The organism is Pseudoalteromonas sp. DY56-GL79, from assembly GCF_041414765.1.
Lineage (GTDB): Bacteria > Pseudomonadota > Gammaproteobacteria > Enterobacterales > Alteromonadaceae > Pseudoalteromonas > Pseudoalteromonas piscicida.
Window position 1 is genome coordinate 61,469 of sequence record NZ_JANHZS010000013.1, and the last position, 15,778, is coordinate 77,246.

The window sequence follows — 15,778 nt, forward strand, 5'->3', positions numbered from 1 at the left end:
TTCGACGCAGATCTCAACCCATTTTGGTAACTTTGAGATCATCTCTTTGCCAAGGGATGATCTGGGTTTAGTTGCAATAAGTCCCAGCGGTTGCCATAGAGATCTTCAAATACAGCAACCGTGCCATAATCTTGCTCTTGTGGCTCGCGAATAAACTGAATACCAATAGACTTCATGCGCTCATAATCACGCCAGAAATCATCTGTATTTAAAAATAAAAATACCCGCCCACCAGCTTGATCACCAATAAACTTCTGCTGCTCTGGTGTAGAAGCTCTGGCAAGTAGTAACGCCGTACCATGAGAGTTAGGCGGTGCCATCACCACCCAGCGTTTATCTTGCTCAGGTTGATAGGTGTCTTCTATTAATTCAAAACCTAGTTTATTGACGTAGAAGTCGATGGCCTCATCGTAGTCTTTGACGACGAGCGCAATATTGACAATATTTTGTTTCATGATGAGGGCAACCCATAGCCTCTTGCCATAAGCGCAGCAAGTAACGGTAAAACTAAAAGTAACAGCATTTCTAGCCTTTTAATGACGATGATGCGCTGGGGCACAGACAAATTAGCTGCTGTTGTATTACGGTGCTTCAATAAAAACACAGTCGGAATGATAGATAACAAAGCGATTAACAAAAATAGTCCGACTTTGGCATGGAAAATCGGGTTTTTAGTATAGAATTCACTGGGCTTGCCAACTGCAAACCATAGCGTTAATCCTGCGCCAAGGGTTACAAGCGCACTGACACCATACAAGCCATCAACTACCGCTAACCGCTTAATGCTCTGACTACTCATTGATTTGGAGAGTAGTATGTTTTCAATCGCGAGCGTTGATGCCAAAAATAAAATACCGATAAAGTGAATATATCTAACGACTATCTCTTCCATGCTATGCCCCAATTGTTATTTTAGTTCTGATAAAGTGTGTTGTTTTCTTCTAAAAAGTTCACCAAAGGTAAAAACAGAGGCTGCGGCAATTTATCAAGCGAAAACCACTGCCATTGTTTGCATTTATTTGGCTCTTTAACTTCTGCATTATGAGTATCGCACCTTGCCATGACAAACAGAGTGACATAATGTTTCTGCTCATCGGCAAAATAATCATTAGTAAAACCCAGCTTTTCAACGTTTACAACATCTAGCCCCGTTTCTTCATGCACCTCTCTTATTGCGCATGCCTCAATGTCCTCTCCATACTCTAAATGGCCACCCGGCGTTGCCCAAGTATGTGCGCCATGAGCACCGATGCGCTCACCAAGCAAAATTTTATTATCGTGCATTATGACCACGCCAACCCCGACGCGCACAACTTGATCCATCATTTTTCCTTACCATTATTTATTGACTACTAGGTAATCATAACTTAAAGAATCCATGTAGTTCAGCTTACAAAGTTACAACACCCGGTTAAAACAATTTAGTTACATAAAAACCACAAAACTCAAAAGTTTGACATCATTGCAAAAACATGAAAATGTGATTCGACCCAATTGGATAAGGTGGGTAAATAAACTTAAAATAACATATTGATAACTAAGGAATAAGTAATGAAATTAAAAATAAAAAAGACAAGCTTGAAATCGCTTTCATCTCAGTCGCTTCAGCTTAACCTTGCTCAAACACCAAATATCGCGGGAGGGAAGCAAGAGTACAACAACCGCCCTCAAGCTGTCGGAACACGTGTAGATTGCGTATCTGTTGCGGTTCACCTTCCTTGTGTGATTATGTAAAGTACGATTTTTGTACTTTTTGTATAGAGACTGACAAGGCCACATCCGTGGCCTATCTATAATCATTCTTAAAATCAGTGGTGTAACCTAAGCTGCTTGCTTAGGACCTATTACCGCTATATTAAGCCCGCCAAGATTTCAAGCGCATGTTTTCTATCACTTAGCTCGTATAAATCGTTGGTAAAAATAAACTCATCGACCGCTAACTCACGTTTAATCATGCTGAGTTTATGATGAACCGTCGCGGGACTACCAACAACAGATAGCCCTAAAAAGCTTTCGACTTGCATTTGCTCTTGGGCATTCCACAGCCCCTCCATCGAGTCAACAGGGGGTTTCAACCACAATGGCTGACCTCGCATCAACGCTAAGATACGCTGTTTTGACGTGGTAGCTAAATACTGCGCTTGCTCGTCGGTATCCGCTGCAACTACCGGTAAACCAAGCATTACATAAGGTTTATCTAATACCTCTGATGGTTGAAAATCGCGACGGTAAAGCGCAATAGCATCATGCACGAATCGTGGCGCAAAGTGGCCCGCAAATGCATAAGGTAAACCTCGCTTTGCGGCGAGCTGGGCACTGTATAAACTTGAACCTAGCAACCAGATCGGTACCTTAGTGTTTTCGCCCGGAATGGCACGCACCGAGGAGCGACCATCATAAGGCCCGAGCAAGGTTTGTAATTCAGCGACTTCGTCATCAAATTGTTCTGCACGTCTGTCATCGCGACGCAGTGCTTGGCTGGTAATTGGATCGCTGCCTGGCGCGCGCCCTAACCCCAAGTCAATACGCCCTGGATACAGGCTTTCTAACGTCCCAAACTGCTCAGCGACGACTAGTGGCGGATGGTTTGGCAACATCACTCCACCCGCCCCCACCCGAATATTGTGAGTGTGTCCGGCAATATGCCCTATTAATACGGAGGTTGCTGCGCAGACAATGCCACGCATATTGTGATGCTCAGCCATCCAAAAGCGTTTAAAACCGAGTTCATCCGCTTTTTGCGCATAAGCTACGCTGTTAGCGAGGGTTTGTGAAACGGTATCTTGCTCTTTCATCGGGCTTAATTCGAGCAAAGAAAATGGCATGTTAGCAAGTGAAGTCATAACAATCCTTAACGGTTTGAGTTACACCATAGAGTAAGGGTTGCAGCATCCATTTCAATCCGAAATCCCGCACTACATTGTTGCTGATTTTCGACTATCGCTATGTTGCAGATAAGAAGCCTGCTTCACCTGTAATTTGATGACTAGGCAATTAGGCTAACCCTGTATTTGAGGTAAAATTCTTTAGTTTCGTGGTGCGTAAGCGCAACATAGCAAACACATAATAATCCACATAAAACCAGCTTTTGCCTGCTAGACTCATAAAAAAATGACTTGGAGCAACATCTTATGAGAACCGCAATCCTGTTTATTTTATTTACTTTTAGTAGCCAGTTATTAGCAGAAACGGACACAACTAAAATCAATAAACTGTTCGACAGCTACATGAGTAAATACAACCATTATCTGCAAACTGGTGATTTACCAACCAGCCCTCAACTGTACACAGATACGCTTATGTTAATGTCATCACGTTCAAAGCCGAGCGTGATCACGCAAACGCAAATGAATAAACAGGTGCAAGTATTCTTAACACGCCTAAAAGAACAAGGTGTCAGTCACGTAAAATGGAGCAAGGTCAGTATTCATTTTCTTGATAAAAATATTGCGTTGGTGAGCAACATCGCTGAGCGATACACCCAATCAGGCGCACTTTTTAATAAAGTAGGCGCAAGCTATTACGTCTATTTAGTTGATGGTGAATGGAAAATATCTGCGTTCGCTGTACATGATGCGAAAAACACTTTACTTTAATTGCATCTAAACTTTGGTGTTGTAGGCATGGAAAACTGGGATGACTTTCAATTACTGCTTGCCTTAAAGCGCGCCAATACACTCAGAGGTGCAGCCAAAGTTCTCGGCGTAAACCACACGACGGTATCTCGCAGGCTACATGTTTTAAATCAACGCTTTAGTCTTGATATATGCATGCTTTCGCAAGGCAAAGTCACGTTTTCTGAATTGGGACTGCAGCTGCTCAGTGCCGCTGAAAATATGGAAGCCTGCCTTGCCCCTCACTTAAGCCAAATTAACACTTCGGTTAAGCAGTTAAAGCAACAAATAAACCTATCTATCCCCCCAGCGATTTTGCAGTTTGTCTTGTTAGACGAATTACATGAATTTCAGCAAAACAATCCTTACCTCACGCTGTCGATAAATACTACCTATGCACTTTCCAATCTAGAGAAATCAGAGGCCGACGTTGTGATCCGAGCTTCTCACGTTCCGGATGAGCACTTAGTTGGTCACCGGCTATTTCCGATTTCACTTGGCTACTTCATGCATAAAGACTATCTCGATAAACGCACGAGTGAAAACGTTTCTTGGATAACCGCCAGCGTAACAGAAAGACCGACTTGGCTACTTGATACGCCCTATCCAAACGCCCCAATTTCTCTATCAATCGAAGATTTAGTGCTGCGTCATCAGGCTGCATCCAAAGGGCTTGGTATGATCAGAGGGGCGCATTATATTGCAAGGCATTTTCCTAATTTAATCGAATTTGCACCAGCGAGTGAACACTATGCAGATTTATGGATCTTAACCCATCCAACAAAAAAATCCTTACCCAACGTCAAGCGGCTTATCAGCTTTTTACTTAAGGCTATGCGCAGTAAACAAATACTGATCGACTGCGCAAAATAACATTTTCCACGTTAGTTTAAAGCCTGTCCACTTTATTCAGCCAACCATTTGTACATAACATAGCTATCGACCAAACCCAGCCTAGGATGCTTGTAAGCCTTGGGAATAGTGCCCACAATGGTAAAACCAAGCTTTTGCCAAAGTTTAATCGCCAGTTCATTGGTCGATACCACGCTATTAAATTGCATGGCTTCGAACCCCAGCGCTAACGCTTGTTGCTGGGAATGTTCACACATCAGCCGTGCAATTCCTTTACCACGAGCCAAACTCGACACCATGTAACCACAGTTACATATATGACTGCTCGGGCCCTGTGCATTTTGTTTTAAGTAGTAAGTGCCAAGTACCTCACCGTGTTCAACAAATACATAGGCTTTGAGCGGCGTTTCGCACCAAAGTAAAAATGCCTGCTCCATACTCATGGTTGAGTCAAATGCATACGTTTCTTGCGCTTGGATCACTTCTGAAAATGTTGGCCAAAACGACTCAAAATCATCCCGAGTTATCTCTCTTATCATCTCTCTACCCGTGTATTCGACTATATGTGGATCACGATTGAATATACCCACTCAATTGAATTTGCGCCAGTTTTGAATTACGTCCTCGGGGTAGGTATGTTTCCATGAAAGTCGAGATAAAGCTGCTTTAAGTTGGTTGGGAGCAGCGGCCATCCTAAATCTATACCTCGTTGGGTTGCACGCCAAAAGAGATGCTCCACATAATACGCATCAATAAAATTGCACAGTGGCGGACTTGCGTTAGTTAGCTTGTTGTTTATATAGTCTAGATATGCCGCTGCGGCCTCTAACTCACCGTTGTTAAAGGCATAAGTAGTCAGGTTTGCAAATGCTTCCATGCGAAAGCTTGTTGCGCAATTTTCATGCTCGGCCATCAAAGGAACAACTTCAGGAAATAAGAGTTGGATCTCTTTGATAAGTCTTTTAATTTCAATTTTTGCCAAAGGTTGATAGCGCTTGATAAAACAAAACTCGAACAACTTTACCAAAAAAAGAACGCATTAACAGCGCCAGCTTTTTAATTCACCGCCATATTCACAGCCATCACTAACAGCAGCACCGCAAATACCTTTTTAATCGTGGCAACAGGCAAGTGATGCGTGGCTTTAGCCCCCATTGGAGCCGTAAACCAAGACGTGCACACAATCCCAAAAAGGGCTGGTAAATAAACAAATCCGGCGAAACCATCCGAGAGTGCAAAGTGCGCACTGCCCGAGCTAATGTAGCCAACAGAGCCAAAAAGCGCGATAACAATGCCACATGCAGAAGCGCATCCTATGGCCTTTTTCATATCAACAGAGAAAAACGTCAACAGCGGTACCAGAAGCGCTCCACCGCCAATACCTATCATTGCGGATAAACCACCGGTGATCGTCGTTAATACCGTAAGTATGCCTTTATTTGGCAACTGCCTTTGGGTTGTGCTCTCATTTTTGCTGCTATAAAACATTTTTATTGCTATCAATACCACGCTTACTGCAAATACAATACGCACTGCGTTTTCGGGTAACAGCGCAGCCAAAAAACCACTGATAAGCGCGCCTAGTGCAACGCCCGTCATTATCCACGGCGCTACATCCCACGGTACATTGCCATTTTTATGATGCGCGATTGCCGATGAGGTAGAAGTAAATAAAATGGATGCCAGCGATGTCGCTACAGCGGCTATGACCACTTGCTCCGGTGGTAACACGTTAAAATACAGTAAAATACTGCTAAGCACCGGAACAATAACCAGCCCACCGCCAATACCTAACAACCCGGCTAAAAAGCCGACAACACTACCGAGTAGTGCACAATACACAAACAACAATATCAACTCACTCATTCCACTTATCTCTTCTTTTCATTGAGGCGCAATCACTTAAGTGAGCAATATGGGCGTTGCTTTTAGCCTTTCTGCCACCTAAGCGCTGGCGAGTATAACAACATAACGCTTTGCCATTGGTGCTTTTGGCTTAGATAAGCCTTGAATATTCCTCACGTTTTACTTGAAACAAATGCAACTTAGACATTTAGCAGTCTAGACTTTCAGATTTCCAGTGAATTTTACTCTACAATTGCTCATATTTTCTGCATATGCGACTCAATAAGCGGCATCTATTTTTGTAACTCATGAATCAGACTCATGTTTTATGTGAAATAAAACCGTTTTTCTTCATCTTATGATCCACGTATAAATCTCACATCACTTAATGTTCGGCACTGTCACTGCGTCCCCGTGGATACCTGTTTACCGCAGTGAAACGTAATTACCGAGCGCGTTAGCATTAGAATTGGATACCTGAAGAACATGAATAACGAGTTTACTTTCACTATTAAGAGCATTCGTCTTGACGAAAATTACCATCCGTCAAACAGCACGCGGATCACCACTAACTTTGCTAACTTAGCAAGAGGCGAAAGCCGCCAGCAAAACTTACGCAATGCCCTAAAGATGATTGATAATCGCTTTAACGCGTTAGCTAACTGGGATAACCCAAAAGGCGATCGTTATTCTGTTGAGCTTGAGATAGTCTCAGTTGATATGGATATTGCAGGTAGTGGACAAACTTTCCCGTCAATTGAGGTGTTAAAAACCAATATCGTTGACCACAAAACCAATGAACGCATTGAGGGAATTGTTGGTAACAACTTCTCATCTTACGTACGTGACTACGACTTTAGTGTGCTATTGCTTGATCATAATAAAGATCAACCTAAATTCAGCATCCCAGCTAACTTTGGCGACTTACACGGTAAGCTATTTAAATACTTTGTCGATTCAGAAGCTTACAAGAGTCACTTTAGTAAGCCACCGGTGATTTGCCTAAGTGTATCGGATAACAAAACCTATCACCGCACTGAAAATCAGCACCCGGTACTTGGCTTTGAATATCAGCCAAATGAGTCATCATTAACTGAGCAATATTTTAAAAAGATGGGCTTACAGGTGCGCTACTTTATGCCACCAAATAGCGTTGCACCTTTGGCTTTTTACTTCTTTGGTGACTTACTGAATGACTACACCAATCTGGAGTTGATCAGCACCATCAGCACCATGGAAACATTCCAAAAGATCTACCGCCCTGAGATTTACAACGCCAATGCGGTTGCAGGCAAGTGCTATCAGCCAAACTTGAAAAACCTAGATCACTCATTAACACAGATTGTTTATGACCGCGAAGAGCGCAGCCAGTTGGCGATTGCACAAGGTCGATTTGCCGAAGAGCATTTTATCAAGCCTTACCAAAACGTGCTTGAACAGTGGTCTGCAAATTACGCTTTATAATCAACGGGAATATGGAACAGCATTTATTATGAAAACACTATTACCAACGTCTACTGCTGGCAGTTTACCTAAGCCCGCTTGGCTTGCTCAACCAGAAACCCTGTGGTCACCTTGGAAACTAGAGGGCGATGAGCTTATTGATGGCAAAAACGATGCGCTACGTATTGCTTTGCAAGAACAACAACTTGCAGGGATTGATATCGTGAGTGACGGCGAGCAAACCCGTCAACACTTTGTAACCACTTTTATTGAACACCTAAGCGGTGTGGACTTTGAGAAGCGTCAAACGGTAAAAATTCGCGACCGCTATGATGCCAGTGTTCCAACCGTGGTTGGCCCAGTATCTCGCCAAAAGCCGGTTTTTGTTGAAGATGCCAAGTTTCTACGCAGCCAAACAGACAAACCTATCAAATGGGCATTGCCAGGTCCGATGACGATGATAGATACGCTGTATGATGACCACTACAAAAGCCGTGAAAAGCTAGCGTGGGAATTTGCGAAGATCCTGAACCAAGAAGCCAAAGAGCTGGAAGCTGCTGGAGTCGATATCATTCAATTCGACGAACCTGCTTTTAATGTATTTTTTGACGAGGTCAACGATTGGGGCATTGCGGCGCTTGAACGTGCTATTGAAGGACTCAAATGCGAAACCGCTGTGCATATCTGCTACGGCTACGGCATTAAAGCCAACACCGATTGGAAAAAGACCTTAGGATCAGAATGGCGTCAATATGAAGAGGCGTTTCCTAAGCTACAAAAATCCAATATCGATATCATCTCTTTAGAGTGCCATAACTCTCACGTGCCAATCGACTTGTTAGCGTTGATCCGTGGTAAAAAAGTGATGGTTGGTGCGATTGATGTTGCAACCAACACCATCGAAACGCCAGAAGAAGTTGCCAACACACTACGCAAAGCGCTTGAATTTGTTGACGCCGACAAACTCTACCCATGCACTAACTGCGGTATGGCACCACTTTCTCGTGAAGTGGCAAGAGGTAAGCTCGCTGCATTGAGCGCAGGAGCTGAACTCGTGCGCCAAGAGCTATTAGCCAAAAAATCAGCTTAATCAAGCTAGATTAATAATAACGCTAGCAGCTAAATAAAACTTAAATTATGTGCCGCCTTCAAGGAATGATAGCGGCGCAGCTTGAGCGGCTTTCCATCATTGGTGAACACTCATTTTTTCAGATAACTTGCGCGCAGATAACTTACGGACACTCACTTCAAACATCCGCAACTTTCACCTGATTTCACACAACAAACAGCCAGTCACTCCCATTTTATTTGACACATCGAGTTTTTATTTCGTTCCATCGCGTATTAGGTGACATTGAATTGCACCTGAATAACTATGTAGCCCTAAATAAAAATTATATAGAGGGTGGCATTATGCCTTTTGGATTGAAACGGACGCTCATTTGCACTTTACTGGCTTGCGCTGCATTGCCAACAGTCGCACAGACTGAGGTGGGATTACAGGCTAAAGACATTTTTGAGCTGGAATATGCAAACGACCCGCAAATATCACCAGATGGTACTCAAGTGGTATATGTGCGTAACAGCAATGATGTAATGAAGGATGCTAAGCGACAAAACCTGTGGCTGGTCGATACTAAGTCAGGCGCACAATCGCCACTCTTTTCTGATGAAAACAATTACAGTCAGCCTCGTTGGTCGCCAGATGGTAGTAAAATCGCCTTTGTGAGCAATGTATCTGGTAGCACACAAATTCATGTGCATTATCTTGCTCAAAACCGTACGGCACTACTTACACAGTTGCAATCTGGGATCAGTGGCTTAACTTGGTCACCAGATGGCAAATGGTTGGCTTTTAGCCAAAAGGTTGCCGAAAAGCCAGCGGTCATTGCCAAAATGCCAGAAAAACCAAAAGGCGCGAAGTGGTCCGATTCTGCCATTGTTATCGACAAAGCCTACTATCAAGCTGATGGTAGTGGCCTTATCAAACCCGGCTATCGCCAGATCTTCGTGTTACCGAGTGAAGGCGGCACGCCACGCCAATTAACCTCTGGTAATTATCACCATAGTGGGAAACTCGCGTGGCGAGCAGACGCAAAGGCGATTGTGTTTTCCGCAAACCGCATTGCAGACTGGGAATACAAGCGCCTAGAAGGCGACTTATTCGAAGTTGATTTTAACCGTAATATCACCCAGCTTACGTCGGCTCCTGGTCGTGAGTACGCACCTAGCTTTTCCGAAAATGGGAAAAAGCTGGCTTATCTTAGTGCATCGAATGCGCTTAACCCTTACCGTAATAGCAAACTGAATATTATGGATTGGCAGGACAAAACCTCCCACATGATTGCCAAAGACTTCGACCGCTCAATCCAAGACCCAACTTGGATTGGCAGTGATAGACTGGCGATGACTTACGATGACCACGGAAAGCGAAAGCTCGCGAGCATCACCACAAAAGGCAAAATTACCGACATCACAGATACGCTCTCAGGCACAACCCTTGGTCGCCCTTATCTAAGCGGTGAATTTAGTGCTAACTTTGATGGGGAAATTGCCTTTACGCAAGGTTCGAGTGAGCGCCCTGCTGACATCGCAATCACGACAAGAAAAGGCAAAGTAGCGCAATTAACCCGCCTTAACGAAGACCTACTTGCACATAAAACCCTTGGAAAAGTGCATGAGATCACCTATAGCTCATCGTTCGACGGGGAGAAAATTCAGGGCTGGTATATTACGCCACCAAATTTTGACCCAAAAAGACAATATCCATTACTACTAGAAATTCACGGTGGCCCACACTTAGCCTACGGCCCCCATTTCTCAGCAGAATTACAGCGTTATGCCGCCGAAGGTTATGTGGTATTTTACGACAATCACAGAGGCAGCAGCTCTTACGGCGAACGCTTTGCGATGTTGCTCAAGTACAAATACAGCTCGAAAGAAGACTTTGCCGATCATAACTCAGGGGTAGACGCTATGCTTGAGAAAGGCTTTATCGACAAAGATAATCTGTTTATTGCTGGCGGTTCTGCAGGTGGTATCGCAACAGCCTACGCAATTGGCTTAACTAACCGTTTCAACGCTGCTGTTGTCGTAAAGCCTGTGATCAACTGGCTGAGTAAAGTGCTTACCGCTGACAGTGGCCTTGGTCAAATTCCAACGCAATTCCCAGGTATGCCATGGGAGCATATGGAACACTATTGGCAGCGCTCACCGCTTTCGCTCGTTGGCAACGTAACCACACCAACCATGCTAATGACGGGTGAAGAAGACTTGCGCACGCCAATGGCCGAAACTGAACAGTTCTACCAAGCGCTTAAGCTACGTAAAATTGACTCTGTACTGGTCAAAATTCCAGGTGCGCCACATGGAATTGCAGGCCGTCCTTCTCGGATGATCAGCAAAATCGAGCACACGCTCGCTTGGTTTGAAAAGTACAAGAAGTAAGGAAAAAAGCCGCGTAAAGCGGCTTTTTTCATAAATCGACCCATTTTCAATCTGAAGCTGAAGTTTAGCTTAAAAAGCTAACTCAATGTTTTTAAAATCAGCGAGAGCGGGTCCGTAATTTCGACTAACTGATAACTTTATAAATCTAGTCAAAATAGTTAAATCCAACCGCATTCCAAATCCAAAATGCATAAATAAAACTTAAGCAACTCAGTGTAAAAATCACATAGTGTATTTTATAAAACCAATACAAATCACTCATGCGCAACATGATTGGAAGACTTAGCACTTTCAAAAAGGTCGTGAGAACGATTGCAATCACCAAAGACAGTAGCAGCTTTACCTCTACGGTGGGAAAGCTTGCGTGAAATTGATATTCATCAAACACAATACCGGCATTCATTAAAATAAAGCCCAGCACCGCTGCAAGTATCATACTTGAGCTAAAACATGCCAACTTTTCAAGTTGGTCAAGCCTTTTGCTTTTGCGAGCTCGAACAAAACTGAACAGCAAAGTGGATATAGATAACAACGAAGCTATCGCCAACGCCAAGTTGAAGAAAAGTGGGCTTTGTAAGAAGCTTACTCGTTCATAATCGCCAGACCACATACTCGCCGAAAAACGATTTACCTTCCCAGTCCCATCGCGATAAAAGTAAAAAATAGGCGCGTCTCGAGCTCCGGCTTGAAAGACGTCCGCTTCAAGGTGCTTCAGTTTTATTTTATTCCCTGCAACCATCATAACTAACCTATTTTGGTCATCAATGGCTATCTCAGCCGCCGCATCTAATGCGGCCAGTTTTTCCAGTTGAGTATACGAACGACGAGTACTCAGAAATGTTCCTGTATAATCTTCAAAGTTTGGTTGGCTAACTTGCTGTTTTAAAACTTGCGTGTAGATGTTTGCTTGGGAAGATGTGCTGAGCTGCGACGGCTTTACAGATCTTATCGACTTGTTGCGATAAAATTTATTCAATATCGCAGTCGGTAAAGCCTCAACAAAGTGTGCCCCGCTACCCAACACGTTAGTTGAAACAAAAATGCCCAGTTGAACTTCAGGAAAGATCATCATGTTGGCGGCAAACGTCTGTGTGGCACCAGAGTGATGACGCCGCTCATAACCCTTAAGCTTGCCATCAAACATGCCATGAGCAATCCCTGTCGCCAGCGGTCTATCGTCGTATAGTCGATGTATCATTGTTTTTTGGGTGGTTGGCTGCACGAACAGGTTGTTGTCACCCATCAGAGCTGACATATAAAGCGCCATATCATGTGCAGTTGCAGAAATGGCCCCCGCACCACCTACATGCCCAATAAATTCAAAAGGTTTGGCGATATTATTGCCTTGTCTATCCCTAAAATACCCCGTTGCAAGCTGTTGTTGTAGCTCAGGTTTCATCGCAGTTAAGGCTGCACTGGTTTTTACTGGCTCTCGTAATGTCGTGTTTTGCATACCCAGTACAGAAAAAATATGTTGCTCCATATAAGTCGCTAAATCCATACCCGACTGCAACTCGACCAGATAACCAAGCAAAGCAAAACCATAGTTGGAATAGGATACATTAACACCCGGTGGCCAAATTCTCTTGGGCATATGTGTTGCGAGATATCGCTCTGTACTGAGCATTTCTGAGGCACTTTCAACGAACAAGTTACCGGCATCCGCTTCTTCAAAACCCGCTCGATGACTTAATAGGGCACGGATTGTAATAGGCGCTTTAAAGGTGTCAGGTATTTTAAATTCGCTCAGATACTCATTGATATCAGTATCTATAGATAGTTTACCCTGCTCCACCAGCTGCATCACTGCAAGTGCGGTCATTGTTTTGGTGATAGAACCGATGCGAAATAATGTTTTATTCGGTTTAACCATAGCTTGGCTGTATACATCAGCAAATCCATAGCCTTTGAGTAATACAACCTCACCGTCTTTGACTATAGTAACCGCGACTCCTGGCAGGTTATATTGCACCATGGCTTTTTTGACCCAGTCATCAACGTAAGTCCGTAGCCCTTTTAAATCTGGATTTTCCAAGGGCGCTTGTACATCGCTAACTGCGCTATCACGCAACAGCTGTGGGCTGTGATTACCCCACGCTTTCGCGTTAAAAAATACGCCAGTCGCGACAGTTAACATCAAGGCTCTTAAAACAAGTGCAATATCAACAAACTTCGTTTTCATATTGGCTTCACGTCCCTTTGTTTGTAATGCGCATCAGTGGGCTCAAATGGGTATACAGGAGCTCCATCGTCAAAAACTAGGTTTCTTTGACTATTTGGAACTTCAATATCAACTAAGAGTTAGCGGTATTATCAGTTTTACCTTCGCGCTCCACCGTGCCAATCATATTCACCACTTTCTTAGATACTGCTTCAAGCTGCCTAGAAGTAGTTGCACCAAAAATGCCTTCGATAAACTCAGATCGAGTATCTAGTATCGACTCACCAACCACCTCGTTAGTGTCAGTGTTTATTAGCTTTACATTGAGCTTCAGCTCGGCATCACCCGCCATTACACCTACCATAAAGCGGCCAAGCCCCGACACATAACGAAAGTGCTCGATGGTGATCTCGACTGATAAAGGTGCTTGAGCTGCACTTCCAGACTCAACAATACTGCCATTAAAGTCTTTGGCTATTAACGCTTTTAGCTCATTAATGCTGTTAGAAAGCGACTTACTTTTAGAAACTGAGTGCGATGAAGTAATATCCAAAAATACACTTTGTGGCGTGTTCCCTACAGCTCTATTCGCTGTTTTACTTGTCTCTTGAATGTGGGCGGCGCAGCCACTGAAAATAAGCACTGAGATTATTACGGCAAATATTTTAAAATGTTTCATCAGGGGTAAATTTCCGACCTTCAATATATATTCGGTTAACGACATGCTAACCTTCGTTGGCAGCTATGGTATCAAATATTTTCCCGCAATGGGTAAGCAGTTGAGTCACCTATGTTCTTTGGCTTTGCATCGATTATGATTTATTTGATAGGTTTAATGACAAAAGCTCGGGTTAACTAAGTTTCCTTGTGAAGAGTGTTAAGCAAACTCTGTAATAGATATATCAGCAATTTCGTTCAAGTTTTTTATTGATCGCTTGAATATATTGACTTAGTAGTTTTGCAAAAGTGCTCAAACAGAAGGAGGGAGTGTGAGTAAAAATAATCACTTTATATATACCCATAGTGCTCAGCAGGATGATGTATCCATGCTGTGCGCAACCATGAGTGATTTCTCCTACAACAAACATGCTCATGAAGAATATTCAGTAGGAGATTATACTGAGCGGCTTAATGATTGGGGTGAGTGGCTCCCGAGCTTTTAAATCATTTAAATTAGAGAAAAGTAGATTCCATTATAGTTTACAACAACCCACTCACAAACCACAAAATCTGGAATACACTTAATTTACACAAAATTATAAAACAACAATTAAAAAAGGATTAATAGTGAAACTCATAAAAAACAACCCAATTAGTAAATCTGTTGAGTGGATACTATTAGCTAATTTTCTTGAACGGTTAGCTTATTATGGAGTGAGAGCCTTCATTGTTCTATTTTTAATGGACCAAAATGGTGGAGCTGGCTGGGACCAATCTAAAACGCTTGATTTTTACGGCCAGTTCACTATGTACGTTTATCTGGCAACATTTATTGGAGGTCTTTTCTAAGATTTTTTATTAGGAGCATTTAAATCTACCTTGCTAGGCATTTTATTAATGTTTTTTTGGTATTTAAGTTTAGGATTCGTAGACAATCAACACCTTTTATATTCGGCTGGATTAATTGCGTTAGGCTCTGGATTTTTCAATCCCAACATTCCAACATTAATAGCGCATCAGTTGAAAAAAATACCGAGCAAACTCGATAGCATTTTTACAGGACAATATCTAGTGATAAATCTGGGCGCATTTATAGGGCCCATGGCAATAGGTATTTTGGTTGAAAACGTGAGTTGGTCAGCAGCCTTCGTAATGGCTGCGGCAGTTAACGCGCTTGTATTTATCATCATGTATAGTCAGCGTTCAGTGGTGCCACAGCAAAGCCATAAAGCCAATGTGGCCACCCAAAATCATGACAGTAACTTTTTTAGTGGAGTTGGCTTAGTAGTTGTCATTTTCTTATTGTCGACTTTATTTTGGTCTTATTTTGAAATCGGTGGTGGAAATCTATATCAAGCATTTCCTCAGATAATGAGCGAGTTAGATTTTTCGATAAATGCTAAGACAGTTATTGCTACTTGTGTTTTATGTTTTACTTTGTGGTGGTTTTTTACAGTCAGCTCTTGGTATAAGGTCGCGATTGGTTTCCTTATATTTTCATTAAGTTGGTATCTACTTAATTACAGCGTTAAAAAAATTCAAATGTAAAAGACTTCATCATTTTTGTGATGATACTTCAAGCTATTGCGGAGGTATTTTGCTCGGCAATATTTATGTCAATTATTGCTAAACGTGGATTCAAGCCATTACTAAGTACAAGCTATGCCATGTTTTTCTTTGCTACTTCGCTAGCTAGTTACTTTGCAGGTCAATATAGTGATTCATACTCTACTTTTGCACCGTTTGGTTGGGTATG

At 42.8% G+C, this 15,778-nt stretch carries 18 protein-coding genes; 9 read left to right on the forward strand and 9 right to left on the reverse strand.

Annotated features, from left to right (window positions below; translation table 11 throughout):
• Positions 1–38: 38 nt before the first annotated feature.
• Genes NO992_RS10925 through NO992_RS10935 form a run of 3 tightly spaced genes read right to left on the reverse strand, consistent with a single transcriptional unit; the run spans position 39 to position 1,323 of the window.
• On the reverse strand, positions 39–455 hold the full coding sequence (locus NO992_RS10925; protein ID WP_371376986.1) for a VOC family protein: 417 nt from the start codon (positions 453–455) through the stop codon (positions 39–41).
• Positions 452–892, reverse strand: coding sequence for a DUF2214 family protein (locus NO992_RS10930; protein ID WP_371376989.1), 441 nt, complete (start codon positions 890–892; stop codon positions 452–454). Before NO992_RS10930 ends, NO992_RS10925 begins: the two co-directional genes overlap by 4 nt.
• 20 nt (positions 893–912) lie before the next feature.
• Positions 913–1,323 (reverse strand): NUDIX hydrolase, encoded by a 411-nt coding sequence (locus tag NO992_RS10935; RefSeq protein WP_088532905.1) that lies wholly within the window; start codon positions 1,321–1,323, stop codon positions 913–915.
• A gap of 228 nt (positions 1,324–1,551) precedes the next feature.
• On the opposite strand from NO992_RS10935, the gene NO992_RS10940 reads away from it, so the two are divergent.
• Positions 1,552–1,734, forward strand: coding sequence for a hypothetical protein (locus tag NO992_RS10940; protein ID WP_017217709.1), 183 nt, complete (start codon positions 1,552–1,554; stop codon positions 1,732–1,734).
• Between the two features lie 116 nt (positions 1,735–1,850).
• Here NO992_RS10940 and NO992_RS10945 read toward each other — a convergent pair whose 3' ends face one another.
• Entirely contained in the window at positions 1,851–2,843 is a 993-nt protein-coding gene (locus NO992_RS10945) for an LLM class flavin-dependent oxidoreductase (protein WP_371376992.1), read from the reverse strand.
• A gap of 288 nt (positions 2,844–3,131) precedes the next feature.
• Here NO992_RS10945 and NO992_RS10950 point away from each other — a divergent pair, with 288 nt between their 5' ends.
• Positions 3,132–3,596: a hypothetical protein gene (locus NO992_RS10950; protein ID WP_010370094.1), complete on the forward strand. Its 465-nt coding sequence runs from the start codon at positions 3,132–3,134 to the stop codon at positions 3,594–3,596.
• A gap of 27 nt (positions 3,597–3,623) precedes the next feature.
• Positions 3,624–4,487: a LysR family transcriptional regulator gene (locus tag NO992_RS10955; RefSeq protein ID WP_371376995.1), complete on the forward strand. Its 864-nt coding sequence runs from the start codon at positions 3,624–3,626 to the stop codon at positions 4,485–4,487.
• A 32-nt stretch (positions 4,488–4,519) separates the two neighbouring features.
• Here the strand turns inward: NO992_RS10955 and NO992_RS10960 are convergent, their stop codons facing one another.
• The 3 genes from NO992_RS10960 to NO992_RS10970 all read right to left on the reverse strand — a co-directional run bounded on the left by NO992_RS10960 (position 4,520) and on the right by NO992_RS10970 (position 6,332).
• Positions 4,520–5,005 carry a GNAT family N-acetyltransferase gene (locus tag NO992_RS10960; RefSeq protein ID WP_010370100.1) on the reverse strand — a complete coding sequence of 162 codons (486 nt, stop codon included), beginning with the start codon at positions 5,003–5,005 and terminating at the stop codon, positions 4,520–4,522.
• Positions 5,006–5,082: 77 nt separating this feature from the next.
• Positions 5,083–5,493 (reverse strand): hypothetical protein, encoded by a 411-nt coding sequence (locus NO992_RS10965; RefSeq protein WP_371376999.1) that lies wholly within the window; start codon positions 5,491–5,493, stop codon positions 5,083–5,085.
• A 29-nt stretch (positions 5,494–5,522) separates the two neighbouring features.
• Positions 5,523–6,332 (reverse strand): sulfite exporter TauE/SafE family protein, encoded by an 810-nt coding sequence (locus tag NO992_RS10970; RefSeq protein WP_371377002.1) that lies wholly within the window; start codon positions 6,330–6,332, stop codon positions 5,523–5,525.
• Between the two features lie 465 nt (positions 6,333–6,797).
• Here NO992_RS10970 and NO992_RS10975 point away from each other — a divergent pair, with 465 nt between their 5' ends.
• The 3 genes from NO992_RS10975 (at position 6,798) to NO992_RS10985 (ending at position 11,201) form a co-directional block, all read left to right on the forward strand.
• A complete protein-coding gene (locus tag NO992_RS10975; protein ID WP_010370111.1) occupies positions 6,798–7,775 on the forward strand; it encodes a DUF1852 domain-containing protein in 978 nt (325 codons plus the stop codon).
• A gap of 28 nt (positions 7,776–7,803) precedes the next feature.
• Positions 7,804–8,844, forward strand: a complete 1,041-nt coding sequence (locus NO992_RS10980) for a methionine synthase (protein WP_010370114.1) — start codon at positions 7,804–7,806, stop codon at positions 8,842–8,844.
• A 323-nt stretch (positions 8,845–9,167) separates the two neighbouring features.
• Complete coding sequence (locus NO992_RS10985) at positions 9,168–11,201, forward strand: prolyl oligopeptidase family serine peptidase (RefSeq protein WP_371377005.1); 2,034 nt, start codon at positions 9,168–9,170, stop codon at positions 11,199–11,201.
• 145 nt (positions 11,202–11,346) lie between these two features.
• Here NO992_RS10985 and NO992_RS10990 read toward each other — a convergent pair whose 3' ends face one another.
• Together NO992_RS10990 and NO992_RS10995 are read right to left on the reverse strand one after the other, a co-directional pair.
• Positions 11,347–13,383: a serine hydrolase domain-containing protein gene (locus NO992_RS10990; RefSeq protein WP_371377008.1), complete on the reverse strand. Its 2,037-nt coding sequence runs from the start codon at positions 13,381–13,383 to the stop codon at positions 11,347–11,349.
• Positions 13,384–13,495: 112 nt separating this feature from the next.
• The gene (locus tag NO992_RS10995; protein WP_017217720.1) at positions 13,496–14,041 is read right to left on the reverse strand and encodes a DUF4410 domain-containing protein; all 546 of its coding nucleotides are present in this window, start codon (positions 14,039–14,041) and stop codon (positions 13,496–13,498) included.
• A gap of 310 nt (positions 14,042–14,351) precedes the next feature.
• Between NO992_RS10995 and NO992_RS11000 the strand changes: the two genes are divergently transcribed.
• The 3 genes from NO992_RS11000 to NO992_RS11010 all read left to right on the forward strand — a co-directional run bounded on the left by NO992_RS11000 (position 14,352) and on the right by NO992_RS11010 (position 15,570).
• Complete coding sequence (locus NO992_RS11000) at positions 14,352–14,525, forward strand: hypothetical protein (protein ID WP_371377012.1); 174 nt, start codon at positions 14,352–14,354, stop codon at positions 14,523–14,525.
• Between the two features lie 124 nt (positions 14,526–14,649).
• Positions 14,650–14,871, forward strand: coding sequence for a hypothetical protein (locus NO992_RS11005; RefSeq protein WP_371377015.1), 222 nt, complete (start codon positions 14,650–14,652; stop codon positions 14,869–14,871).
• 30 nt (positions 14,872–14,901) lie between these two features.
• Positions 14,902–15,570 carry an MFS transporter gene (locus tag NO992_RS11010; protein ID WP_371377018.1) on the forward strand — a complete coding sequence of 223 codons (669 nt, stop codon included), beginning with the start codon at positions 14,902–14,904 and terminating at the stop codon, positions 15,568–15,570.
• Positions 15,571–15,778: the final 208 nt, after the last annotated feature.